Annotated in this window: 19 protein-coding genes; 13 read left to right on the top strand and 6 right to left on the bottom strand. The window is 54.0% G+C overall.

The genetic code is table 11. The features are described from left to right. Window positions 1-7 precede the first annotated feature (7 nt). The gene (locus FFS57_RS14590) at window positions 8-1294 is read right to left on the bottom strand and encodes a TolC family protein (RefSeq protein ID WP_171013961.1); all 1287 of its coding nucleotides are present in this window, start codon (window positions 1292-1294) and stop codon (window positions 8-10) included. A gap of 197 nt (window positions 1295-1491) precedes the next feature. Next, window positions 1492-2358 carry a sterol desaturase family protein gene (locus FFS57_RS14595; protein ID WP_137938546.1) on the bottom strand — a complete coding sequence of 289 codons (867 nt, stop codon included), beginning with the start codon at window positions 2356-2358 and terminating at the stop codon, window positions 1492-1494. A gap of 229 nt (window positions 2359-2587) precedes the next feature. On the opposite strand from FFS57_RS14595, the gene FFS57_RS14600 reads away from it, so the two are divergent. The 7 genes from FFS57_RS14600 (at window position 2588) to FFS57_RS14630 (ending at window position 9110) form a co-directional block, all read left to right on the top strand. Further along, window positions 2588-3970 (top strand): HAMP domain-containing sensor histidine kinase, encoded by a 1383-nt coding sequence (locus FFS57_RS14600; RefSeq protein WP_171013962.1) that lies wholly within the window; start codon window positions 2588-2590, stop codon window positions 3968-3970. Beyond that, on the top strand, window positions 3967-4602 hold the full coding sequence (locus tag FFS57_RS14605; protein WP_137938548.1) for a response regulator: 636 nt from the start codon (window positions 3967-3969) through the stop codon (window positions 4600-4602). Before FFS57_RS14600 ends, FFS57_RS14605 begins: the two co-directional genes overlap by 4 nt. A 194-nt stretch (window positions 4603-4796) precedes the next feature. Next, window positions 4797-5501: a TerC family protein gene (locus tag FFS57_RS14610; RefSeq protein ID WP_137938549.1), complete on the top strand. Its 705-nt coding sequence runs from the start codon at window positions 4797-4799 to the stop codon at window positions 5499-5501. Between the two features lie 32 nt (window positions 5502-5533). After that, window positions 5534-5959 carry a universal stress protein gene (locus tag FFS57_RS14615; protein WP_171013963.1) on the top strand — a complete coding sequence of 142 codons (426 nt, stop codon included), beginning with the start codon at window positions 5534-5536 and terminating at the stop codon, window positions 5957-5959. A gap of 167 nt (window positions 5960-6126) precedes the next feature. Next, on the top strand, window positions 6127-6933 hold the full coding sequence (locus tag FFS57_RS14620; RefSeq protein ID WP_137938551.1) for a transporter substrate-binding domain-containing protein: 807 nt from the start codon (window positions 6127-6129) through the stop codon (window positions 6931-6933). A gap of 279 nt (window positions 6934-7212) precedes the next feature. Continuing rightward, window positions 7213-7851 carry a TetR/AcrR family transcriptional regulator gene (locus FFS57_RS14625; RefSeq protein WP_137938552.1) on the top strand — a complete coding sequence of 213 codons (639 nt, stop codon included), beginning with the start codon at window positions 7213-7215 and terminating at the stop codon, window positions 7849-7851. A gap of 137 nt (window positions 7852-7988) precedes the next feature. Beyond that, window positions 7989-9110, top strand: coding sequence for an alkene reductase (locus FFS57_RS14630; RefSeq protein ID WP_137938553.1), 1122 nt, complete (start codon window positions 7989-7991; stop codon window positions 9108-9110). Window positions 9111-9213: 103 nt separating this feature from the next. On the opposite strand, the gene FFS57_RS14635 is transcribed toward FFS57_RS14630, so the two are convergent. Continuing rightward, complete coding sequence (locus tag FFS57_RS14635) at window positions 9214-11094, bottom strand: potassium transporter Kup (RefSeq protein ID WP_137938554.1); 1881 nt, start codon at window positions 11092-11094, stop codon at window positions 9214-9216. A 308-nt stretch (window positions 11095-11402) separates the two neighbouring features. Between FFS57_RS14635 and FFS57_RS25235 the strand changes: the two genes are divergently transcribed. The 4 genes from FFS57_RS25235 to FFS57_RS14650 all read left to right on the top strand — a co-directional run bounded on the left by FFS57_RS25235 (window position 11403) and on the right by FFS57_RS14650 (window position 16725). Then, entirely contained in the window at window positions 11403-11561 is a 159-nt protein-coding gene (locus tag FFS57_RS25235; RefSeq protein ID WP_171013964.1) for a hypothetical protein, read from the top strand. Continuing rightward, window positions 11558-12325 (top strand): ParA family protein, encoded by a 768-nt coding sequence (locus FFS57_RS14640; protein ID WP_137938555.1) that lies wholly within the window; start codon window positions 11558-11560, stop codon window positions 12323-12325. Before FFS57_RS25235 ends, FFS57_RS14640 begins: the two co-directional genes overlap by 4 nt. A gap of 88 nt (window positions 12326-12413) precedes the next feature. Next, a complete protein-coding gene (locus FFS57_RS14645) occupies window positions 12414-15812 on the top strand; it encodes a PAS domain S-box protein (RefSeq protein WP_137938556.1) in 3399 nt (1132 codons plus the stop codon). Next, window positions 15802-16725 (top strand): ATP-binding response regulator, encoded by a 924-nt coding sequence (locus tag FFS57_RS14650; RefSeq protein WP_137938557.1) that lies wholly within the window; start codon window positions 15802-15804, stop codon window positions 16723-16725. Before FFS57_RS14645 ends, FFS57_RS14650 begins: the two co-directional genes overlap by 11 nt. 195 nt (window positions 16726-16920) lie before the next feature. Here the strand turns inward: FFS57_RS14650 and FFS57_RS14655 are convergent, their stop codons facing one another. After that, complete coding sequence (locus FFS57_RS14655) at window positions 16921-17394, bottom strand: hypothetical protein (protein ID WP_137938558.1); 474 nt, start codon at window positions 17392-17394, stop codon at window positions 16921-16923. 121 nt (window positions 17395-17515) lie between these two features. Here FFS57_RS14655 and FFS57_RS14660 point away from each other — a divergent pair, with 121 nt between their 5' ends. Continuing rightward, on the top strand, window positions 17516-19255 hold the full coding sequence (locus FFS57_RS14660) for a M14 family metallopeptidase (protein WP_137938559.1): 1740 nt from the start codon (window positions 17516-17518) through the stop codon (window positions 19253-19255). A gap of 28 nt (window positions 19256-19283) precedes the next feature. On the opposite strand, the gene FFS57_RS14665 is transcribed toward FFS57_RS14660, so the two are convergent. Beyond that, entirely contained in the window at window positions 19284-21689 is a 2406-nt protein-coding gene (locus FFS57_RS14665) for a DNA internalization-related competence protein ComEC/Rec2 (RefSeq protein WP_137938560.1), read from the bottom strand. Between the two features lie 256 nt (window positions 21690-21945). On the opposite strand from FFS57_RS14665, the gene FFS57_RS14670 reads away from it, so the two are divergent. Continuing rightward, complete coding sequence (locus FFS57_RS14670; protein ID WP_249384007.1) at window positions 21946-22812, top strand: cation diffusion facilitator family transporter; 867 nt, start codon at window positions 21946-21948, stop codon at window positions 22810-22812. Between the two features lie 5 nt (window positions 22813-22817). Here FFS57_RS14670 and rph read toward each other — a convergent pair whose 3' ends face one another. Beyond that, the gene (gene rph / locus FFS57_RS14675; RefSeq protein ID WP_137938561.1) at window positions 22818-23534 is read right to left on the bottom strand and encodes a ribonuclease PH; all 717 of its coding nucleotides are present in this window, start codon (window positions 23532-23534) and stop codon (window positions 22818-22820) included. Window positions 23535-23643: the final 109 nt, after the last annotated feature.

The following is a 23643-nucleotide window of genomic DNA, read 5'->3' on the forward strand; positions in this document are numbered from 1 at the left end:
TCGTTGCTTACAGGCTGCCAATGGCGTGCTGCAATTGCAGAATCGCCAATTGCTCGTCGTAATGAGCGTTTTGGGCATTGCTTTGGGCCACGGTGCGACGGGTTTCGGCATCCAGTACTTCGCTTTGTGGTGCCAGGCTATGGGTGTAGCGATCACGTGCCACTTTCAGGTTCTCGTCGGCATAGTCAAGTGCATCCATCGCTACCTGTTTCCGCAGGTGTGCTTCTTGCTGGTTGTGCCAAGCTTGTCGCACTTCCAACTCAATCCATGATTGCACTTCATCGCGTTGCAACTGCAGTGCCTGCGCGCGCGCCTCAATCGCAGCAGCTTTATGGCGGGTGACGCCACCGTCAAACACATCCCATTTCACACCGAGTGTCAGTGAACGAAAACGGTCTTGCTTGAGATAGGGATTGTCCAAATGGTGATAACCAGCTATTAAGGCCAGTTGTGGACCCGCCTCGCCTCGCACGGCTCGGGCTTGGGCAGTAAGGGCTGTATTGCCATGGCTCAATTGGTCCAGTTCGGCACGTTGTTGTGCCAGGTGTTCCAACTGGCTCAGTGGTTGTTGATCCGGTGACAATTGGCTTTCTGCCAAATCAACCGGGTTGTCCATTGGGCGTTGCAAGGCACGGTTATATGCCGCGTTGGCCAGATCAACCGCGTTGGTTGCCTGAATCCGTTTTTGTTGAGCGTCGGCTAGCGCGACTTGGATAGCTAATTGATCAGCACGGGCCACCAAGCCTTGTTCAAAGAAGTGATCAACATCGTGTTGATGGGCTTGCAGACTGGTCAGGTGGTGATTTGCTACCCGTTGCAATTGCTGTGTGCGCAATACATTCAGGTAGGCCTTGGCGACCAACAGTTTGCTGTTCTGTCTGGTACGTATCAATTCAGCTGACGTCATACCCACACTGGCATTGGCGGCCTTGATATTCTGGCTGATGCGACCACTGGTAAACAAAGGCAGTGTGAGTGTGGCACTTCGAGTCTGAAAACGATCCTTGCTTAATGGCATATCAATGCGGGTGGGCATCGTAACAGGTAGCAGCGAGTGCGGGAGAGAGGCCGTGGCAGCCGGGGTGTCATCTAAGCGGATGTAAGCTGCCTCCACACTCAATCCTGGCCAACAGGCTCCTTCGGCAGCAGCCAGTAATTGCTGCGATGCCGCATATTGTTGCGCAGCAGCCTGAACAGGGCGATCATGTTTCAGGGCGGCTTCCCAGGCTTGTTGCAGGGTTTCAGCCGCCTGTGCGGCAGGCCAAGCCAGATACCAAGTCAGCAGCCACGCCAAAGTGGGTCTTGTTCGTGACCGGGAATCTGCAATGGCGTGGTATGAAGTTGAGCAGTGCGAGCTTTCGTGTCGGATAGCCATGGTGGGCGGGGTGCATTGAACGTTACCGCCCTATTGTAATGAAGCAAGCGATTGCTTTTATTGATGGCCGTCAAAGTTTGTGTTGCATTGCAGCGTAAAGCTGATCCTGGGTAAGCTCAGCCCACTGTCTGAGGATTCGGCTTGGTCATGGCAGACGAGGCTGGCTGCCAACCTGGCTTGTGATACAGGTATTGCAGGCGTGTCAACCAAGTCGGCGCGTGGTGCAGATCATGCCATAGGCGTTTTGCTTCGCAGAGATGGACCTCGAACGGATTACTGGACTGAATGGGTTGGGTCAGCCCATAGATGACGGTTTCCTCCTCTTTCTGGTAGGTACCAAACAGGCGGTCCCAGATGATCAGTACCGCACCGTAGTTCTTGTCCAGATAGTGTGGCTGGGTCCCATGGTGAACGCGGTGATTGCTGGGGGTATTAAGCCACGGGTCCAGCCATTTGAGCTTGCCGATGGTTTCGGTGTGAATCCATTGCTGATAGGCCAGCACAAAGGCGAACCAACCCACAACCAGGGCAGGGTTGAACCCAAGCAGGAATGCTGGTAGGTAGAACCAGGGAGAGGTGAAGCCATCGATGAACGAAATCCGTAGGCCAGTGGTCTGATCATACTGCGGTGAGCTGTGATGTACTGAGTGGGATAGCGCCCAATAAGCGCGGATCTCGTGCCCACAACGGTGATCGACGTAATACAGAAAGTCGACCAGCAGAAATGCCAGGAAAATAGTCAACGGATTGGTCGGAATGCGCCAAGGTGCCAGCTTGGCCGCGCCCATGAACAGGACAGTCAAATAGGCGGTGGTGATGCCGCCCAGTAACAGTGTGGGAATCAGCGGGCTGACAGAGGCAAGCATTTCCTTGAGGCAAGCGCGATTCAATTGGCCCAGTCGCCAACGCCGGAACAACTCTATCGGCAGCAGAATCACCAATAGATTGTCGACGTATTCGGCCAGGGCGGTAAGGTATTCCATTGTGGGGTCTCAGTTTACTGTGGAGGAGTCGCACCATACTTTACGCGCTGGTTCGTGCGTGTGCTTGAGCCCGCCAATCGTGCTGTTGGGTCCAGGGACTGTATGAACTGGGTCTGGAGGCCCGGTTGACATCAACAGTATGTCTGCACTACTGACCTGGGCAAATACGCATCAGGTTTGACAGTGTTTGTGCCTAATGTTTCTTTGGTTTATTTGTGAGGTAAAGCCCTTGCGGTTGTGGAAGTCGTTATGGTGGAAGCTGGCATTGAGTTATGTGCCGATCACACTGATTGGTAGCCTGTTGGCGGCCTTTTCGATTGGACCTATGGTAGATGCTGTGGTGTTCCGCGAGGTCGTAGCGCCACCGCATTTGAAAGCGTTGATCGAGCCGGAACGCCACATACTGGATGGCAGATTGGCCGATGTTGCGCTAGCGGGCAAAGTAGCACGCAATATCGCCGACCATTTGAGCAATGTGGCCGGGCCCAGTGGTTTGTATGGCATCCGCTATTCTTCCGATCCCAAGGTAAGTGTTGCCATCTATCGGACAGATGGGACCCGGGTGGCGGCTCACGAAGCCTTCGGGCTGATGCTGCCTTTTCACTGGGCAACAGGGCCAGAGCGCTTGATGGTGTTCTCAGAAGGCGAGCGCTGGTTGTCGTTGCCGATCAAGCCAGGAGGCACGTTGCTGATCCGCCATCAGGCGCGCTTCAGTATCCTGAAGAATATTCAAAGCAGTTTGCGTGACGCAGGGGCGTCGTTCTGGTTTCTGGTGATCATCGTATCGTTGCCTGGTATTGCTCTAGGGGCAGGTTTGACGGTTTGGCTGCGGCGCCGGTTGGGGCATATTGCCCAAGTGACTGATGCATGGGCGAAGGGGGATTTCTCGGTGAAGTTGCGGGATACCTCACAGGATGAGCTGGGTCGGCATGCTCAATCACTGGATCGGATGGCCAGCCAGCTGCAGGCCCATTTGGCGACGCAGCAACAATTGGCTGCATTGGAGGAGCGACAGCATTTGGCACGGGAGTTGCACGACAACGTCAAGCAGCAGGTATTTGCCACGGGTTTGCAAATTCATGCTGCTCAACGTTTCGCCTTACAGGATCAAGATAGGACCCGCCAGCTGCTTGAGCAGGCATTGGTACTCAATCAATCGGTTCAGCAAGACCTGTCCAGCCTGCTACTGCGTCTTAAGCCCACAGATGAAGGCCCGCAACCGTTGGAGATTGCGTTGGCAGACATCACCATGCTGTGGCAACAGCAGATTACCATTCACTTGATGGTGCCAGCCGCCATCAGCCTGTCATCGGCCATGACTCACGAGCTGCGTCGAATTGTCAATGAAGCGTTAGCCAATACCGTACGCCATGCCCAAGCCAGTATGGTGATGATTCGTGTCAGCCAGGCTTTGACTGGTCTGACCTTGCAAATTCAAGATGATGGTTGTGGTTTCGACGTGAATCAAGTGGGGCAGGGATTAGGCTTGGCTCACATGCGTGAACGTGCGGAAGCCTTGCCACATGGGGTATTTGAGGTGGTGTCATCGTCGGATGGCACTTGTTTGACCGTGCGTTTTGCAACAACAGCACAGCAGGAGCAGTTAGCGTGATTTCAATTTTGATTTGCGATGATCATGCCGTGGTGCGTTATGGCATTGCAGCAGTACTGGAGGCGCAAGGTGAGTTTCGCCTGGTCGGTGCAGTCGACCGGGCGGAGCGGGCAATCGACCTGGCGGCGATGACCCGTCCGGATGTCGTGTTGATGGATTTGTTGCTGCCAGACAAAAATGGTATTCATGCCACGCGTGAAATCCGCCGTGTCAGTCCCGGCTCGCGCATTATGCTATTGACCAGCCATGAAGGTGAGGAATACTTGTTGGAGGCCATGCAGGCGGGTGCATTGTCCTATTGGTTGAAATCGGCGTCGCCGAGCGAGCTGGTGGAAGCAATAGAAAACACCGCCCGTGGCGAGGCAGTGCTGCACCCACGGATTGCCGCCGCCATGGTTAGAGCCATGGCACGACCTTCAGGGCAGCAGGCAGGTCAGATGCTGACCGAGCGCGAAACTGATGTACTCAAACTGATTGCCGATGGTCTCAGTAATGCCAACATTGCGGCGCGCCTGGGACTGAGCGAAAAGACTGTCAAAAACCATGTTAGCCATATCCTGGACAAGTTGGCACTGACCGATCGTACGCAGGCAGCAGTGTATGCATGGCGTGAAGGAATCAAAAGCCGATAGGATCCGGCAATGCTTGAAAACGTTTTACTTAGGTGAAAAAGTCTATCGCAAGAATACGTTGAGGCGACAGTCGCGACAATGTCGCGGAACCGCTAGAATGGCCGGCTGTGCCATCACCCCGTCATACCGCAGAGGGTAAGCTGGGTGATTGGCCGTGTCGACCTAACATCAATCTAGAAAGTTCGTTTCTCAACATGGATATTTCCAGCCCACAATTCTGGCTTGCCCTCTTGCAGATTGTCGCCATCGACATCGTGCTGGGAGGAGACAATGCTGTTGTAATCGCACTGGCCTGCCGTCGTTTGCCCGATGATCTGCGCCGAAAAGGCATCATGTGGGGCGTGTTTGGCGCCATCATGTTGCGTGTCGTGTTGATTTTCTTTGCCATTTCACTCTTGCAGATTCCCTATCTGAAACTGGCTGGTGCTGTCATGCTGTTGTGGATCGGCATCAAGTTATTGTTGCCGGAACCTGATGACGGCGGCCACAACATTGATGGCGGTACCACGCTGGTCAGTGCCATCAAGACCATTATCGTGGCAGATGCGGTGATGAGCCTGGACAACGTGATTGCGATTGCCGGTGCGTCAAAAGACAGCATGGGATTGATCGTATTCGGCTTGGCGCTGAGTGTGCCCATCATCGTCTGGGGAAGCAAACTGGTCATGAAGCTGATGGATCGTTTCCCGTTCGTGGTTGTGCTGGGTGGTGCGTTGCTGGGCTGGATCGCTGGTGACATGGTGGCGACCGATGTGGCGTTCAAGGATATGCTTCATGCGGTATCACCCCATTTTAAATGGGTGCTGAGTGTCGGCGGGGCCGTTCTGGTAGTGCTTGTTGGCAAGCTGTTGGCGGCACGTATGCTGAAGGCTCAGCGAGCGTTGACCGACAATTCATAGCCCACAAATTGGAACCAATCAAAGGAATGCAGATGCAGAAAATTCTCGTGGCGATGGATGGCTCGCCCAGTGCCATGCGGGCACTGGATGCGGTTTTGGGATGGCTGGACCAATGGAAGCAGCCGCCAGAAATCCATCTGGTCAATGTGCAATACCCACTGCATGGCGAAGTAGCCAGCTTCATTGATGCAGGACAGATCAAACAATACCATCAGGACGAGGGTGGTAAAGCACTGGCAGTGGCAGTTGCCAAGTTGAGTCAAGCTGGCGTCGTACATACCGAGAAAGTACTGGTCGGCCGGCCGGAGGAAGTATTGGTGCGATACGCAAAAGACCATCATTGCGACCAGATCGTGATGGGTGCGCAAGGTGTTGGCTCGCTGACCAGCATGTTACTGGGGTCGGTTGCGATCAAATTGCTGCACCTGAGCGAATGCCCGGTGTTGCTGGTACGTTGAACGATATAAGTTGGATCATACAAGCAGAACGATAACGAAGGCGAAAAGCTGGAGAATCTGGCGATACAGGTGACGCAGATTGCCGTATCGACCATGGCAGTATTGACGGAAGGTGGTCGTGGTCCAATCCTGGCCTGCCACCACCTATTTCACATTAGGGAGGGTCAATGAAGAAGTGCTATGGCGTTATGCTGTTGGGTATGGTGTTGATGGGTGGTATGGCTCATGCAAACGATTACGAAAAAATTCAGAAGAAAGGTGAAATCGTTATCGGGGTGCGTGATAGTTCTCCCCCGTTTGGTTTTTTCGACAAGGCACGTGGCACGGTATGGGGATACGATATCGAGTTTGCACAAAATATCGCGCACAAACTGGGTGTCAAGCCGGTATTCAAAACGGTTGATCCAGCTGACCGCATCACCGCCTTGAAAGATGGTCGCGTCGATATCGTGTTGGCCACATTGGCCAAAACCGCAGAACGCATGCGTGAGATCGAGTTCAGCCTGGGTTACTTTCTGGCAACGCAAAAACTGCTGGCCAAGAAGAAAGTTGGTTTCAAGGATATCAACCAGCTGGATGCCATGACAGTGTGTGTACCGGCCGGTTCTTCCAACGCTCAGTACCTGCGCCGCTTGTCAGCCAATGTCAAGATTGATTCCACATTGCCTGATACCGCAGAAGTATTCAAGGCGATAGGTGAAGGCCGTTGCGAAGCCACCTGCGGCAGTGAAGGGTCGCTACTGCGTAATTTGTCCAAATTGCCAAACAAGGCGGACTTTGAAGTGCCGGATGTACCGCTGGAAGTAGAAGTCTATGCGGTTGGGCTGCGCAAGGGCGAAAAGAAACTGCAGGATCAGATCAATCTTGCCTTGCTGGACCTGGAAAAAGGCGGCGAAGCTGCCGCCATCTATGATCGCTACTTCGGCGCGGCATCGCCGGTACCGGTGACCCGCACTTTCAAAATCACCAAATGACCTGCGAAGCTGAGTATTTCATGCATTGATCAACAGGCCGGGTTGCATAAATGCCCGGCCCGTTATTTGTCTGGCGGTGTGTCGGTCGTCCAGCCCGCGCGATTGTTCAGGATGACATGTCTGAAAATAAATTCGTCTACTATTCAAATAAACTAGACGACCGGTCTAATTAATGTTACTGTCAAGTTGTCAACTGCCTGATTGAATGGCTAGGTCTGGTGACTGGCCTTGGTTGTCGGGTTATGATGGTAGTTTGTCGTATATTGGCTGGAAAACGTGATGAAAACTCCCTATTCGGATACCAGGGATCATATATTGAGCGTTGGTGAATCCATCATTCTCGGTAAAGGTTTTGCAGCAGTTGGGTTGTCGGAAATTTTGACTACTGCAGCAGTGCCAAAGGGCTCGTTCTATCACTATTTCAAGTCGAAGGAGCAGTTTGGCGTTGAGTTGCTCAAGCGATATTTTGATGAGTACGGTCAGCATGTTGCCATATTACTGAGCGAACCGGCGTTGCCGGCTGCCGAACGCCTGATGCATTACTGGCGTGGTTGGTACGCACGCCAACAAGATTGTCATGGTGATGCGCAATGCCTGGCTGTTAAGCTGGCTGGTGAAGTGTCGGATTTGTCCGAGCCCATGCGTGAAGCGCTGGAACAAGGCATGGCGAAGATTGTTGGGCATATCGCTAACTGTATTGAGGCAGGGCAGGTGGATGGCTCAATCACCGCAAAACAGGCGCCAGCGGCATTGGCGACGGTCCTTTACCAGCTATGGTTAGGTGCTAGCCTGTTGGCCAAGGTTCAAAAGCAATGTCAGCCATCCAGATTGGCGCTGGCGGCGACGCGGGCATTGTTGGGGATGCCACCGGCTGAGGATGTACTGATGGCGGACTCAGTATTGTGCTGCCCAAATTGATCGAGACTTGTGGCCTGCTTGGCGAGGCAAATTGGAGTTGCATCTAAATATTGAAGTCCGTCATTAACGAGTATGCGGCCCACGCCGCATTTTTTTGAAGTTCATTGAAGACGACCGGTCTAATATTGGAGTGAATTATGAAGCATGCAGCGTTGTTGTCCCCTGTTCGAGTCGGTGCCGTTACATTATCCAATCGCGTGATCATGGCACCATTGACCCGATCCCGTGCTGGGCAGCCAGGCAACGTGCCGCGGAGCCTGAACGTGGAATATTACCGACAGCGGGCCAGCGCGGGGTTGATCATTACCGAAGCATCACAGATATCTCAGCAGGGACAGGGTTATGCCTGGACGCCGGGTATGTATACCGATGAGCAGCAGGCTGGCTGGCAGCAAGTGGTAGATGCTGTGCATCGTGCTGGGGGTAAAATTGCATTGCAACTCTGGCATGTTGGCCGTATTTCACATCATCTGCTTCAGCCCGAGCAGGGGCAACCAGTTGCGCCTTCAGCGTTACAGGCACGTGACAGCATGAGCTTTGTCGTGTTGCCGGATGGTACGCCAGCTAATGTGCCTTGCGATGTACCACGTGAGTTGTCGACCGCCGAGATTGCTGCAATTGTGAAGGATTATGCGGCATCAGCGCGTCGTGCCAAAGCCGTCGGATTTGATCTGATTGAAGTACATGCAGCCAACGGTTACTTATTGAACCAATTCCTGGCAACCGGTACCAACCACCGCCAAGATCAATATGGTGGTTCGCTGGAAAACCGGGCCAGATTGCTGCTCGAAGTCGTGGATGCGGTAACAGCGGAAGTAGGGGCTGACCGGATCGGAGTGAGACTATCTCCGTGGGGTACGTTTGGCGACATTGAAGATGCTGAGCCGGCGGAAATGAGCCTCTACTTGGCACAGCAACTGAATCAGCGTGGTATTGCCTACCTGCATTTCAACGAGCCGACCTGGGCAGATGGGCCAGCCTATCCGATCGGTTTCCGTGAGCAGATTCGCGCTGTATTCAGTGGGGTATTGATGTATTGCGGTGGTTATCAGGCAGACCGCGCAACTGCGTTGCTGGAACAGGATCTGGCGGACGTGGTGGCGTTTGGCAGGCCGTTTATTGCCAACCCCGATCTGGTGGCTCGTTTCGCACAAGGAGCGCCACTGAATACGCCTGATGTCAATACATTCTATGGTGGCGATGCGGCAGGTTATACCGACTACCCGGCTTTACGTGCTGAAACACCAACGATGGCTTGAGCGCAATGCGGTATTGTCCGGTCGGATATGAGTAGGCCTAGGTCATGTTATATAACAACAACGCCTCGTTAAACGAGGCGTTGTTGTTTGAGCCTGCCAAAAGTCAGATCTCGACCTGAGTACCCAGTTCGACGACACGGTTGGTCGGGATTTTGAAGAAATCCGTTGCCCGCAATGCATTGCGTGACATGATGGTGAACACTTTTTCGCGCCACAGTGCCATGCCGGGCATTTCGCTTGGGATCAATGTCTCCCGTGACAGGAAGAACGAAGTATCCATCATGTCGAACGTAAGCTGTTGCTTGCCACACTGGTCCATGATCTCGTCAATGTTCGGTTCTTCCTTGAAGCCATAAGCGGCCTGCACGGTGTAAAACGTTTCACCGATCTGCTGAATTTGAATGCGATCAATGTCTGGAACGTAGGGGATGTCTTCGGTGGCAATCGTCACTAGCACAACCCGTTCATGCAATACCTTGTTATGCTTCAGATTGTGAAGCAGGGCATGGGGCACGCCTTCCTGGCTGGATGTCATGAACACGGCCGTACCTTGTACCCGAGTTGGCGGATGGGCTTCGATTGCTTCAACAAAGCTGTCCAGTGGGAGTGCATCGGCGGACAACCGCTCCGCAAGTATCTGACGGCCCCGCTTCCAGGTGGTCAACAAGGTGAACAGGATCAAGCCCATGCTGAAAGGGAACCAGCCACCCTGGAAGAATTTCAGGGCATTGGACGCAAAGAAAGTCAGGTCAACAATCAACAATGAGCTGAAGGCCAGAAACAGAGCGGGTTTGCTCCAACCCCAAACTCGGCGTGCCACAATGAATGCCATGCAGGTGGTGATGACCATCATGCCACAGGCTGTCATGCCATAGGCCGCTGCCAGATTGCTGGACGTTTTGAAACCTAGCACCAGGCAGATCACGATCGAGAACAACAACCAGTTGATGGCTGGAATGTAAATCTGACCAATCTCACGTTCTGACGTGTGCAGGATTTCAAGGCGTGGCAGGTAACCCAACTGGACGGCTTGGCGCGTCAGCGAAAAGGCGCCAGAAATCACAGCTTGTGACGCGATGACGGTGGCGGCGGTAGCCAAGATCAGCAATGGAACTTGTGCCCACTTGGGTGCCAGCAGATAGAACGGGCTTTGCACTGCTTCTGGATTGTGGATCAGCAGGGCGCCTTGCCCGAAGTAGTTCAGCAGCAGGGCTGGCAATACGAAGCAGAACCAAGCGCGGCGGATGGCGGATTTACCAAAGTGGCCCATGTCAGCATACAGTGCTTCGGCACCGGTCAGCGCCAGAACCACTGCACCTAGCGTTACGAAGGAATGCCAGGGATGTTCGGTGAAGAACGAAATGGCGAAAAAGGGATTCAGTGCGGTCAGCACATCTGGTGCGCGAAGAATGCTGGCCAATCCCATTGATCCCAGGCTCAGGAACCAGACCACCATGATGGGTCCGAAAGCTTTGCCCACGCTGGCTGTGCCATAGCGTTGCACGGTGAACAGAAACACCAACACCGTCAGCGTGACGGGGATCACATAGCTATGTAATGCGGGGGCAATGACGCCCAGGCCTTCCACGGCCGACAATACCGAAATGGCCGGCGTAATCATCCCGTCACCAAAGAACAGCGATGTGCCAAATATTCCAGCCAGCATCAACAGCCATCGACCGCGTGACTGGTCATCCCTGAGGCAGCGCTGTGCCAGCGCCATCAATGCCATCGAGCCGCCTTCACCTTGGTTGTCGGCCCGCATGATGAAGACCACGTACTTCAGGGAAACAATGATCAGCAGTGACCAGAAGATCAATGACAATACACCCAGAATGTTGCTAGGTGTGGGTGATAAAGCATGAGGGCCGGTGAAGCATTCCTTCATCGTGTAAAGGGGGCTGGTACCGATGTCGCCATAAACGACCCCAATGGCGCCAACGATTAACCCGGCCAGGCTGCCTTTTTGAGCGCCCAACTGCATGTAATTTCCTCCCTGATTGTGTGCACTGCGTCATTTTCCGGGAGTGGAAGTGCTGTGCCCAAAGTGGCGTCGAATGTTAGCACTTTGTCTATGACGGAGATAGTAGGACCAGTGCTCAACATGTTGCGTTGCCGCATTCGGATGCAGCGATGTCGAGAGGGGAGCGGTATCGCGTTAAGTCGCTGGAATGCAACGATTTGAACAGATCATTTATACCCAAGATACCTTCGCTTTACGGAAAATGTGAAAAAACGAATGTTTTCGGAGGCGATTCAAGGTGCAGGCAATACTGGCAAGAGGGGCCTGCTGTGAATTATGCTAATGGCAGCAACATGTTTTTTGATGGATTGGCTGGACTTGGTGTGGCATGGGGGAGTGGGTTTTTATATATGAAAATTGGTATATTTAAGCTGATTGTTGTGACTTTGCCAAATAGCCCGTCATCAGGGCATAAAGGAGACGCATGAAGCGCGTAATATTCAATCAGAAAGGCGGGGTCGGCAAATCCACCATTACGGTCAATCTGGCGGCAATTGCGGCATCGGAAGGAATGCGTACCTTGGTGTTGGATCTGGATCCGCAAGGTAATGCCACACGCTATCTGTTGGGTGATCAGGCTGATCAAGTCAAGCCAACTCTGGCAGAGTTGTTTGCGCAGACGCTGAGCTTCAGCTTGTATTCCAGAAAGATCAGTGACTTTGTCCATGCTACGCCTTTCGACAAGCTGTCGTTGATTCCTTCCAGCCCAGAGCTGGCTGACATGCAGTCCAAACTGGAATCACGCTACAAAATCTTCAAATTGCGTGATTCGCTGAAAGAAATCACGAATCAATTCGACTGTGTCTTTATCGATACACCACCCGCGCTGAATTTTTATACCTTGTCTGCCCTGATTGCTGCCGATTCCTGCCTGATTCCATTCGATTGCGACGATTTCTCACGGCGTGCGCTGTATACCTTGTTGGACAACGTTCAGGAGATTCGCGAGGACCACAACCCCAATCTGGATGTCGGCGGTATCGTGGTCAATCAGTTTCAGGCACGGGCGGCCTTGCCGACCAAGCTGGTTCAGGAGCTCAAAGACGAAGGGCTGCCGGTGCTCGACGCTTATCTGTCATCGTCAGTCAAAATCCGGGAATCGCACGAGCAATCGGTGCCGATGATTCATCTGGATGCTCGGCATAAGCTGTCACAAGAGTATTTGGCGTTATACCGTGCGATCAGTCAGTGACAGCCTGCTTGGCGCATTCACCCACGATTCCGTCCATAGATGGTGGCGGGGGTATGGTACGCCGGTTGCGACAGGCAACCGATAGATCATGACGACTGATGTACGACTCGTCAGCAAATTCCGGCTGGCGCTATCACGGCTGCTGCGTGCACTGACCATCCGTCCTTCGTTGAAATGGATTGTTTTGGTGGTCGGGTTGGGGCTGACCGCCGTGTCTGCATGGCAAACCGGCATGGATGCCGAGCGGGCCGCACGTGAGCAGGCAAGGCTCAAATCCAACGCTCGATTGGACGCATTGAGCGCCGAACTGGCTCGGGTTGTCTCGTACAGTCGGCAATTTTCGGCTTTCTTCACCGTTGATGCTTTCCCACATTTCCGCCAGTTCAATGCTTATGCTACAGCGCTTGGCAAGATGCCCCGAGGGGCGGTGATGATCGGCATGGTTTCCCGAGTACGCAACGATCAGGTGACTACGTTTCAGCAACGTTTTGACGCTGTGTCGGAAGGCGTACCGGAGTTGAAAGGGACCCGCTTCCCCTGGGCCCAGATCATCAACAGCCGACCCTATTATTACCCTTTGCAGTACGCCTATCCGCTGGTCGGGATCCCAGTTGGTACCGATATCGTCGGCATGCCTCAACTGCGCCGTAGTTTTGCCGATGCGTTGTCTCAGGGCGGGCCGCTGATTACCCCACCGTTCCAACTGGATGTGGCGGGTATCCCTCGGACGCTGGTTGCGTTGATCACGCCTGTGCAGCGTGACGCACAACAGCCGGCCGATGGCTTTGTGATGATGTTGCTGGATGTCGACAAGTTGTTGTCGTCCATCTCTGATGGCGGCGTGACGCATGATCGCTTCGTAGTGACCGTGGTTGATTCCAGTGATCCCCGAATGGGGCGACGTTTGTACCCGCTCAGCGACGCGGAACTGGCCAGCCATGTTCTGAGCTCGCCACAAAGTGTCCGTTTCCAGCGTGATCTGGATTTTGCGGGCCGGCGTTGGTCCGTGTATCTGGAAGGGGTGGTACGACCGGATATGGACATGATCTGGTCACGTTTATTGATCGGATTCGCGTTGACAGCCCTGGCTATGTTGCTGGTGATTGGTGCGCAATACCGCGGATTCGAGGCAGTACAGGTCACTGGGGAGCGGCTCAAACGCGCGGCCGAATCCAACGAAGCGTTAAGGGTATTGCTGCAGCAGCGCGAACAGACCGAAACAGCTCTGCGGGCCAGCGAAGCCCGGATGCGAACGATACTGGATGCCTCCAGCGATGCCATTGTGCTGTTTGATCGGCTTGGCACTGTAGAATTGTTCAATCCCGCGGCGGAAAAGATGTTCGGCCATCTGCACGATCATGTGATTGGCGGTCATGTATCCATCCTACTGCCGGAAACAATGCGGCACGAAGGCGCCGCACAACAGGTTCTGGAATCTTTGGTAGACGGCGTAGGACAGACCAGAGAATTGCTGGCACTACGTGGCAATGGTGAATTGTTCCCGTTGGAACTGACCGTGAATGTAGCCGAGCTAGCCGGTACACGCTATTTTGTGGCCACTGGTCGAGAAATCACGGAGCGCAAAAAAGCCGAGCGTTTGTTGTTTGAGAGCGAATACAAGCACCGTGCGATTCTGGATGCTGCCTATATCGGTATTTATGTATTGCAGGATGATGCCCTGCAATATGTCAATCCGACTTTCGCTCGTTACTTCCGCATGAAACGTGAGCATATGCAGCAGTTGCAACCGCTGAGCCTGCTGGCATCGGAATCGCAAGACATTTTCCGCGAACAGAGCGATGCTGCATATGCTTCGTCCAATCATGTGTTGCCGGTAGAGGTTGCCTGCGTGCGTGCCGATGGTACCCGGTTTGTCGGGCTGCTGACCATGCAACGTATTACCTACGCCAATCGACCAGGCTTGACCGGGTCGCTTCTGGATGTGACCGAGCGTAAGCAGGTCGAAGAGGCTGTCAGGCAGTCCGAACAGAAAACCCGGGCCATTCTGGCCGCGTTGCCTGATACAACAATTCGTTTGGATATGGATGGCGTGGTATTGGATTGCCGTAGCCCAGACGAGCGGCTGACCAACCTGTTTTCTGTTTCCTTGATCGGTCACCCGTTGGATCAAGTTCTACCAGAGGAGGTTGCACAACGAATCCGCAGTTTTATCGAGCAGGCTGCCAGGGTACGACAGATCAAGCAGCTGGAATTTGGCATGCTGGTTGGAGCCGCTGGCATGACTTTCGATGCCCGCATCGCACCTTACGGGCCAACCGAATGCTTGTTGATTCTGCGCGATATTACCGAGCGAAAGCGGACTGAGGCTGAATTGATCCGCCATCGCGACCATTTGGCGGAAATGGTCACGGAACGGACCTCCGAACTGCAGGCCATGTTGGATACCACGCCTTTGGCCATGGCGCGCCTGGCGCAACGTACCTTTGTGGATGTCAATCGCGCCATGGAGGATCTGTTCAAGCGCTCTGCCGTCGATTTCATGGGGCAACGTACGCGGGTGATCTACCCTGATGATGCTAGCTATTTGGCGTTGGGGCAGCGTATTTACCCATCCTTGGGGCGGGGTGATGTGTTTCACGAAGAGGTCAAGTTCGTGGATGCCAACGGTGAACACTTCTGGTGCGAAATGTATGGTAAGGCGATTGATCCAGCCAACCCACTGGGATCGTCGGTGTGGGTATTCCAGGATATTACCGAGCGAAAGATCACCGAGCAGGCGTTGACTGAGGCCAAGGAAATTGCCGAATCCGCCAACCGGGCCAAGTCCGAGTTTCTGGCCAACATGTCACATGAGCTGCGCACGCCAATGCATGCCATTCTGGGTTTTGCCGACATGGGTTTGTCCAAGTCGGACACGGCTACACGTGAGAAGCTGGCACATTATTTCGACCGTATCCGGCAAAGTGGCAAACGGTTGTTGTCCATTCTCAATGATCTGCTGGATTTGTCCAAACTGGAAGCCGGCAAAATGGAATACCGTTTCGACCGACGTGATGTGGTGCCCGTGATCGAAGAGGCGATGGATGAACTACACCAGTTGGCTGCCGACAAGCATCTGGATATCACATTGCAGATTCGGGGCGATACTTGGGGGGATTTCGATACCTTGCGTATTAGCCAAGTGGTACGCAACCTGCTGTCCAACGCAATCAAATTCAGTCCGCCCAACAGCAAGATCGATGTGCAATGTGGTCGAGAGCCGTGGTACAACAAGATGGCATTGCGGGTGACGGTGCGGGACTGGGGCCCAGGTGTGCCAGATCAGGAAATCGACCGTATCTTCGATAAATTCATTCAAAGCAGCCAGACCAAAACTGGTGCTGGTGGTACCGGTCTGGGGCTGGCGATCTGTCGTGAAATCGCCCATGCGCATGGTGGCGAGATCACGGCGCGCAATCATAGTGATGGCGGGGTGAGCTTCTCGTTTGTTCTCCCCGATTCTTACCGAGGTAACGATGGAAAATAACAGTAACGGCCATTTGCTGATTGTCGACGATGAACCCTTCAATCTCGAAATCCTGACGGAATATCTGGAAGACGCGGGCTATCAGGTATCGGCTGCGGAAGATGGGATGGCAGCTTGGGAAGCATTGCAACAGGACGACCAGGAGTTCGACGCGGTATTGCTGGACCGCATGATGCCACGCATGAATGGTATGGAACTGCTGACCAAGATCAAGGCCGAAACCCGTTTTGAAACCTTGCCGGTGGTCATGCAGACCGCGATGGGGGCACCGGACTCGGTGCGTGAAGGGTTGCTGGCAGGTGCGTACTATTATCTGACCAAGCCCTTTGAGCGCGAAACATTGTTGGCGATCGTGGCGGCTGCCATCCGTGACCGTCGTGAGCAGCGTGCGCTGATCCAGGAGTTGTCTCGCCAACGAAACACGCTGGCACTGCTGACCTCGGGCAGCTTCGTGTTTCGAACCATTGATGAGGCACATAATCTGACGGCTTTGTTGTCTTCCATGTGCCCACAGCCAGAAAAGACTGCCTTGGGTCTGTCGGAACTGCTGATCAATGCGGTCGAACATGGAAATTTGGCGATCACCTATCAGGAGAAGTCGACCTTGATGCATGCCAACCGCTGGCGGCAAGAGGTGGATGCGCGATTGGCTCGACCGGAATATGCAGACAAACATGTGACTGTCGAGGTCGCCCGTAATGACGATGCATTGCACATCGTCATTACCGATCAGGGGCAAGGTTTCGACTGGCAGCCTTTTCTCGACTTTGCACCGGAACGGGCGTTCGATCCACATGGGAGAGGGATCTCCATGGCCCGGATGTTGAGTTTTGATGCGGTCGAATACCAAGGGGTAGGCAATCAAGTGAAAGCTACCGTCAAATTAGTGGCCAATCGTACCAATCAGCAGTAGGATATCCTATATAAAAGATGATTATCGTCATTGGCTTGTCGATAGTTATTTACATTCAAATAATCAATTTTAAGCATGTTTCTTGTCAGCGCAGCCCTGGGTGAGATGTGCTACCGCCCTAATATGGCAAGTTCATTGTTTCTGCATAAAGCTGGCTGTGCTGTGCCTAGGATGTAGCGGCGACAGTTGTGTTGTTCATTCCCAGGCATTCAGCCACCCGGTGGCGGTCACCCGCCCGCGTTTGATTGCTATGACCAGCTGATCGTGGCCACCACGCCACTGGTATAGCCAGTACTGGCCTGCAGGTGCGCCTTGCCACTCGGTATGGTCACGTATCTCAGGATAACGTGGGTGGTCAGCTTGTATGGTGTCGTCCGGCTTACCCATGAGCTGTCGCGTTTGTGTCGTATCCAATCGTTTCTGTAGCACATACCCAGCCAGTGTCTGCATGGCACGATGTTTTCGTCCCTGCCACTGATCGACGTCGGGTATCCAGTTTCCTCCGCTGAAGTGGCCTTGCACTGTACGCAGTTGACGAAAGTCTGCGGCAGTTTGTGCAATCGATTGGTCAGATGTGGCGCTGGCTGTCTGCCCGGTCATGACCAGCAACAGGCTGGCTGTGACAGCGGACTTCAACAGTGTGTTCAACCAGAAAGAGGAGGTGGTCATCCTAAGCAGTCCTTGTAGGGAAAGGTGGTGAAAGTATGGCCCGCGATCTGCTGGCTTCACAAGGGCACTGCAGTCGCTACGGAGTGCAATGTTGTTTTCTCGATCAACTAAGGAGATACGCATGAAAAGGGCTCTAACCCTATGCGGGTTCGTCATGTTTACGAACGTCGCGCTGGGACCGATTGCCGTTGCAGCGCCGAGTCATGGTCCGGAAACCCTCCAGCTGCTGGAGCAGGAGAAGGCAAACAACAACATCTACAAGGCTTATTTCCCGAGCCAGGAGATCGCGCGTAAGGCCGCCATCTCTTTTCATGAGCAGATGCTGGAGTCACATTACGATAAGGGTTACCTGATCCTGGAATTGGACCAGCAGGAGTTGGACAAGTTGTCCCAATTCGGTTTCCGGTTTGAACCGGCGACGGAGTTCATTGCCCAACGCAATCAGATTCTCGATCAACTGCAACAGATTCAGGCCAAGCGTCGTGCGATCGACCCGATGGCAGCGGATGTCGAGCTGACGGCCATCCCTGGCTACAGTTGCTACGAGACAGTGGAAGAGACCTATGCGGCTGCACAGGGGTTTACTGTCACCAAACCCAATCTGGCTACCTGGACGGATGTGGGTGATTCCTGGCAGAAAACCAAGGGCTTGGGTGGCTATGATATTCGTGTCCTGAAGCTGACCAACAAGCTGATCACCACCCCGAAACCGAAATTGTTCATCAATGCTGCCATTCATGCTCGTGAATACACCACGGCACCGTTGGTTCTATCATTTGCCCGCTGGCTGCTGGACGGTTATGGGGTCAATGCCGATGCAACCTGGATTCTGGACAACCATGAAGTACACCTGATGCTGCATACCAACCCGGATGGTCGCAAGAAAGCTGAAACAGGGTTGTCTTGGCGCAAGAACACCAATCAGGCCTATTGCGGCGCGGCCAGCAACAGTCGTGGTGCAGATTTGAACCGAAACTTCACTTATGGCTGGAACAGTACCAATGGGCAAGGCTCCAGCGGCAACCCATGCAATCTGACCTATCGGGGGCCGTCGGCCGGTTCCGAGCCGGAAATCAAGGCCATAGAAGGCTATGTACGGGCAATCTGGCCAGATCGTCGTGGGCCTAACCCGGGGGACCCGGCTCCTGCCGACACCAGTGGTATTCACCTGGATATTCACAGCTATAGCGAGCTGGTGCTATGGCCATGGGGCAATACCAACAATCCGGCACCTAATGGCAACGCCCTGCGTACACTGGGCCGCAAGTTTGCCTATTTCAATGGCTACACCCCGCAGCAGTCCATCGGGTTGTACCCGACCGATGGTACCAGTGACGGTGTCAGCTATGGCGAACTGGGTGTAGCAGCTTATACCTTCGAGTTGGGGACAGCATTTTTCCAGAGTTGCAGTACCTATAACTCGACCATCAAGCCCCGAAACTTGAATGCCCTGATTTATGCAGCCAAGGTGGTCCGTACTCCTTACATTACGCCGGGTGGCCCGGATGTGACCAGCATCAGCTTGGCTGGTACGGCTTCCACTACGGGGGTGACGGCAGGTACACCAGTACCATTGGCGGCGGTAGTGACGGATACACGCTTCAACAATAGCAATGGTGTCGAGCCTACACATAATGTTGCAGCGGCTGAGTACTATATTGATGTACCGCCCTGGAAGGCCGGAGTAGCATTGCCACTTGTTGCTACGGATGGTGTATTCGATGAAAAGTCGGAAGACATCAAGGGGGTGATCAATACGGCCGGCTTGTCGGTGGGCAAGCATCTGGTGTATGTCCGGTCGCGTGATACAACCGGTACCTGGGGGGCGGTGAGTGCAGCCTTCCTGGTCATCAAACCATAGCGCGATATCCTGTTTGGGACGAGTCACTTCAAGGTTGGTTGGTCTCGTCCCAATAACGTTGTCGAGTCTGCCGGTATCGCATGAGTTTGATGCCGGCAGGTCCGATTTCCAGTGAAATTGCGCCATCCAGATCGTTCCGGGCAATAATGCTATGGGCTTCGCGATAGCGGGACAGCACTTTTGCCGTCGGGTGACCAAAGCGGTTCTGATAGCCAGCACTGATGATGGCATAGCGTGGCGCTACCGCAGCAATGAAATCGGCTGTTGATGAGGTATTGCTGCCATGATGTGGTGCCGCGAGGATGGTGGACTGTAATGGCAGGCCGGATGTAACCAGACTCATTTCCCCTTGTCGTTCCAAGTCTCCGGTCAGCAAAACGCTGCCAAATGGCCCGGCAATACGTAGGACGCAACTTTTCTCATTGTCTTTGATGGTGATGTCCGCCGCGGTGGCTGGGTCCGGGGCCAATACCATGAAGGAAACGGCATCCCATTGCCATTGCAAGCCTTGCTGGCAGGGAATGAAGCGTTTGGCTTGATGAGCCAGGGTATGGCCGTCCGGTAGGCTGCCCAATAGCCATCCGGGTGGGTAAGCTTGCATGACGGAGTCGGCCCCGCCGGTGTGATCCAGATCATCATGACTGAGTACCATGCCATGAAGTTGCGATATACCAGCTGCCCGAAGCAGCGGTACGATCACCCGATTACCTGCATCTGGAATCACGACGCTATCTGACTTGATCGGTGCAGGTTGCGCCCCTTGCTTGTTGAAAAAACGTGTTTGAAAGCGTGGGCCCGTATCGTAAAGTAAATCATGTTTGGCAGTTTGTACCCATACCGCCAGGCCTTGCCCTACATCGATGAACATGATTCGAAAGCTTTCGGCTGCCGGCCTGATCGGTATTTGCGTCAGTAGGGGCAGCATCAGCAAGCTACCCTGCCAGCGATTTGGCCAGCCACGTGGTAACAGGCACCAAGCCAAGCCGGGTAGCGCCAGGCAAATGGCCCAAAGTGGCGGAATGGCTTGGTTCCACATGCTGCCTGGTAATTGTGCGAGCTCTGTCAGTGCTTGCATGCACGGCGTCAGCACCCAATGTGCGAGGGGTAGCAATGGCGTGATCAGGCTACCTAGGAGGGCCAAAGGGGTAATGACCATACTGACTAGGGGGATCGCAAAGGCATTGGCAATCGGGGAGAGCAAAGGTAGCTGTGCAAAATAACCCAGTAATGCCGGGGCCAGCCCCAAGGTCACGGCCCATTGAACGCGAGTCCATTCTTTCAGCCAATGTGGTCTGGCTAATCGATTGGCCGATACCCACACAATGAAGCCTACTGCGCCGAATGAAAGCCAAAATCCTGGGGCCAGTACTGCCCAAGGGTCTAGCAGCAGGCAGATCGAGAGGGCTAGCAGCCAGATCACACTGATCGGATAGGATCGACCACGCCACAACATGATGGCAGCGACCACCAGCATCCATAGCGTGCGTTGGGTTGGTACAGAAAACCCGCCCAGCAACGCATAAAACAATGCAGCGATCACGCCAGCCGCTATGGCAGCCTTACGGGCAGGCCAACTGCGTGATAATGGAGAGTGTCGCCACAGCTTGCCGACCAGTCCACCAACCAGACCGGCAATCAAGGTGATATGCAGACCGGAGATGGAGACCAGATGTGTGACACCGGTTCGATTGAAGATTTCCCATTGCGGTTGCGGAATGCTGCGTTGATCACCCATGACCAAGGCCACCAAGACCCCGGCGTAAGGGCGGGGGCCTAATGTAGTTTGCATACGGGTCCGCAGTGCCTGTCGCAGTTGATGAATCCAGATCATTGGTGAATTGGTGCCGTCTGGTAACTGTTGGTAGTGGCGTATGCTACCGGTGGCACGAATATGTTGTTCCAGCAGCCAGGCTTCAAAGTCAAAACCATGCGGATTGGCGTTGCCATGAGGACGCCGTAGCTTGACGCCAACCTGCCAGCGTTGCCCGGGCTCGAATCTGGGGAGCTCGGTTTCGTCACCATAAACCGATAGCTGCAGCCGGGCTGGAACAATCGCACCCTGAGTCAGAACCTGATCGGTACGCACTTGTAGTCTCAATCCACCTTGCGTGGTATCTGGCAGTGCCACTACTGTCACTTGCATTTCAATTGCCTTGCCTTCCCAATCGGCGGGCAAGTGATCAGCCATGCGCCAATGTGCCAGCGCGGCTGCCCAACAAAACCCCAGCAACACGCTGCTCAGTAACCAAGCCAGCCCGGGTAATCGACGGGATACCTGCATAATCAGCAACAGCAAAGGTGGTAGTGCCATGATGGCCCAGCGGCTTGGTAGTACGGCTTGCTGTTGCAACAGGACAATGCCAGTCAGCCCGCCTGTGACCAGCAACCAGAAATGCCAATAGTTTGGGGAGGTGACAAAGTGAGGAGAAGGCATGACCGTGTTCCAGATCAAGCAGGCCGCATTGGGATATGCTGATTAGGCAGTACCTGGAAGCTGTTCAAGGTCAATGATGAGCGGTCACCAGTAAGGTGAGCTCAGCGCAAAAAACTGGAATGTATGTGTGACGCACGAGGATGTTGAGCAGCACATGAGCCCCGATAGCGGTTGCGCAATAAGACATCGAACAGGTTCTTAAGCATAGTCTGCATTTGATCGACTATCATCCCGATATGATTACGGACCTGACTGTATGCTCTTGACCCCACCACAGCGGATGGCGCTGTTATCGATCCTGGCCGCATTGATCACCTTGGCACTGAAATTCACGGCTTATCTCGCTACTGGGTCCGTCAGTTTGTATTCAGATGCCATGGAATCCTTTGTGAATCTGGCTGCGGCGGTCGTGGCACTGATCGTGTTGACTGTGGTGGCTATCCCTGCGGATGAGGGACATCCCTATGGGCATGACAAGGCAGAATATTTCTCCAGTGGGGTTGAGGGGGGACTGATACTGTTGGCTGCGGTAACCATTATCTATGAAGCGATCCGACGGCTATGGCATCCGACGCCGGTAACCGATCTGGGGACGGGGCTGGTTATTTCGGTGTTGGCGTCGGGTGTGAATGGTGTAGTGGCTTGGCTGCTGCTACGGGCCGCGCGTCGCCATGACAGCATTACGCTGGAAGCCGATGCCAAGCATTTGTTGACCGATGTCTGGACATCGATTGGTGTGGTGGCTGGGCTGGCGATTTTGCTGTTTGCACCACCCAGTTGGTTGATTCTGGACCCGATCATCGCCATTTTGGTGGCTTTGAACATCATTCTGACCGGGGTGGATTTATTGCGTCGCTCAATGAATGGTTTGATGGATGCGACGTTGCCTGCTGACGAACTGTCGCAGATACGTGCTTTACTGGAGGCTGCCATGCCTGTCGAATCCAGCTATACAGACCTAAAGACCCGCAAGGCCGGTGCTCGCCGTTTTATCGATTTCAAGTTACGGGTACCGGGCAATGTCCCGGTGAGTGTCGCGCATGGCTGGTGCGACCAATTAGAGAACGAGCTGGCAAAGGCCCTGTCCAATGTGGTCGTCACCATTCATGTCGAACCCAAGTAGCGTGATCAGCTGGCCAACGCTGCTTGCTGCAAGGCAATCAGTTCGCGAATACCATTATCGGCCAGTGCCAGCATGGCGTTCATTTCATCCCGGTTGAATGGTTCGCCCTCAGCTGTGCCTTGTACCTCGACAAAACGGCCATCACCGGTCATCACTACATTCATATCGGTTTCACAATCGGAATCTTCGATGTAATCCAGATCCAGCACAGGTTTACCTTGGTAAATGCCGACTGAGACTGCAGCCACGTGATCTCGAATCGGTGATTGCGTCAGCTTGCCTGCCGCGATCAGCTTGTTGATGGCATCCTGTGCGGCGACAAAGGCACCAGTAATACTGGCAGTACGGGTACCGCCATCAGCCTGGATGACATCGCAGTCGATCTGCAAAGTCCGTGCCCCGAGCTTCTCCAGATCCACGACCGCTCGCAAGGCACGCCCAATCAAGCGTTGAATTTCCTGAGTACGGCCAGTCTGCTTGCCGCTGCTGGCCTCGCGCTTCATGCGGCTATTGGTGGAGCGGGGTAGCATGCCGTATTCGGCGGTCATCCAGCCCTGATTCTTGTCACGCAAAAATGGCGGGACGCTTTCTTCCACGCTGACTGTGCAGATGACCTTGGTGTCGCCAAATTCAACCAGTACCGAACCTTCGGCATGTTTTGTGTAATGACGAGTGATACGGACTGGGCGGAGTTGATGGGGTTCACGGTTGCTGGGGCGCATCTTGAAAGCCTCAAAGGTGGTAAAGGCGCATTATCGGCGAAAATAGACATGACGTGCAGCTTGGTCAACGCTTTGTCGCTGAAAGCACAACGCCCCATCAAGGGGCGTT

This window comes from Chitinivorax sp. B (assembly GCF_005503445.1).
Lineage (GTDB): Bacteria > Pseudomonadota > Gammaproteobacteria > Burkholderiales > SCOH01 > Chitinivorax.

Excerpts from the sequence above, each read along its gene's own strand:
- FFS57_RS14670 (WP_249384007.1), top strand. The coding sequence starts at position 21,946 with ATGCTCTTGACCCCACCACAGCGGATGGCGCTGTTATCGATCCTGGCC.
- FFS57_RS14665 (WP_137938560.1), bottom strand. The coding sequence starts at position 21,689 with ATGCCTTCTCCTCACTTTGTCACCTCCCCAAACTATTGGCATTTCTGG.
- FFS57_RS14655 (WP_137938558.1), bottom strand. The coding sequence starts at position 17,394 with ATGACCACCTCCTCTTTCTGGTTGAACACACTGTTGAAGTCCGCTGTC.
- FFS57_RS14625 (WP_137938552.1), top strand. The coding sequence starts at position 7,213 with ATGAAAACTCCCTATTCGGATACCAGGGATCATATATTGAGCGTTGGT.
- FFS57_RS14620 (WP_137938551.1), top strand. The coding sequence starts at position 6,127 with ATGAAGAAGTGCTATGGCGTTATGCTGTTGGGTATGGTGTTGATGGGT.
- rph (WP_137938561.1), bottom strand. The coding sequence starts at position 23,534 with ATGCGCCCCAGCAACCGTGAACCCCATCAACTCCGCCCAGTCCGTATC.
- FFS57_RS14630 (WP_137938553.1), top strand. The coding sequence starts at position 7,989 with ATGAAGCATGCAGCGTTGTTGTCCCCTGTTCGAGTCGGTGCCGTTACA.
- FFS57_RS14610 (WP_137938549.1), top strand. The coding sequence starts at position 4,797 with ATGGATATTTCCAGCCCACAATTCTGGCTTGCCCTCTTGCAGATTGTC.
- FFS57_RS14615 (WP_171013963.1), top strand. The coding sequence starts at position 5,534 with ATGCAGAAAATTCTCGTGGCGATGGATGGCTCGCCCAGTGCCATGCGG.
- FFS57_RS14645 (WP_137938556.1), top strand. The coding sequence starts at position 12,414 with ATGACGACTGATGTACGACTCGTCAGCAAATTCCGGCTGGCGCTATCA.
- FFS57_RS14650 (WP_137938557.1), top strand. The coding sequence starts at position 15,802 with ATGGAAAATAACAGTAACGGCCATTTGCTGATTGTCGACGATGAACCC.
- FFS57_RS14640 (WP_137938555.1), top strand. The coding sequence starts at position 11,558 with ATGAAGCGCGTAATATTCAATCAGAAAGGCGGGGTCGGCAAATCCACC.
- FFS57_RS14595 (WP_137938546.1), bottom strand. The coding sequence starts at position 2,358 with ATGGAATACCTTACCGCCCTGGCCGAATACGTCGACAATCTATTGGTG.
- FFS57_RS14660 (WP_137938559.1), top strand. The coding sequence starts at position 17,516 with ATGAAAAGGGCTCTAACCCTATGCGGGTTCGTCATGTTTACGAACGTC.
- FFS57_RS14635 (WP_137938554.1), bottom strand. The coding sequence starts at position 11,094 with ATGCAGTTGGGCGCTCAAAAAGGCAGCCTGGCCGGGTTAATCGTTGGC.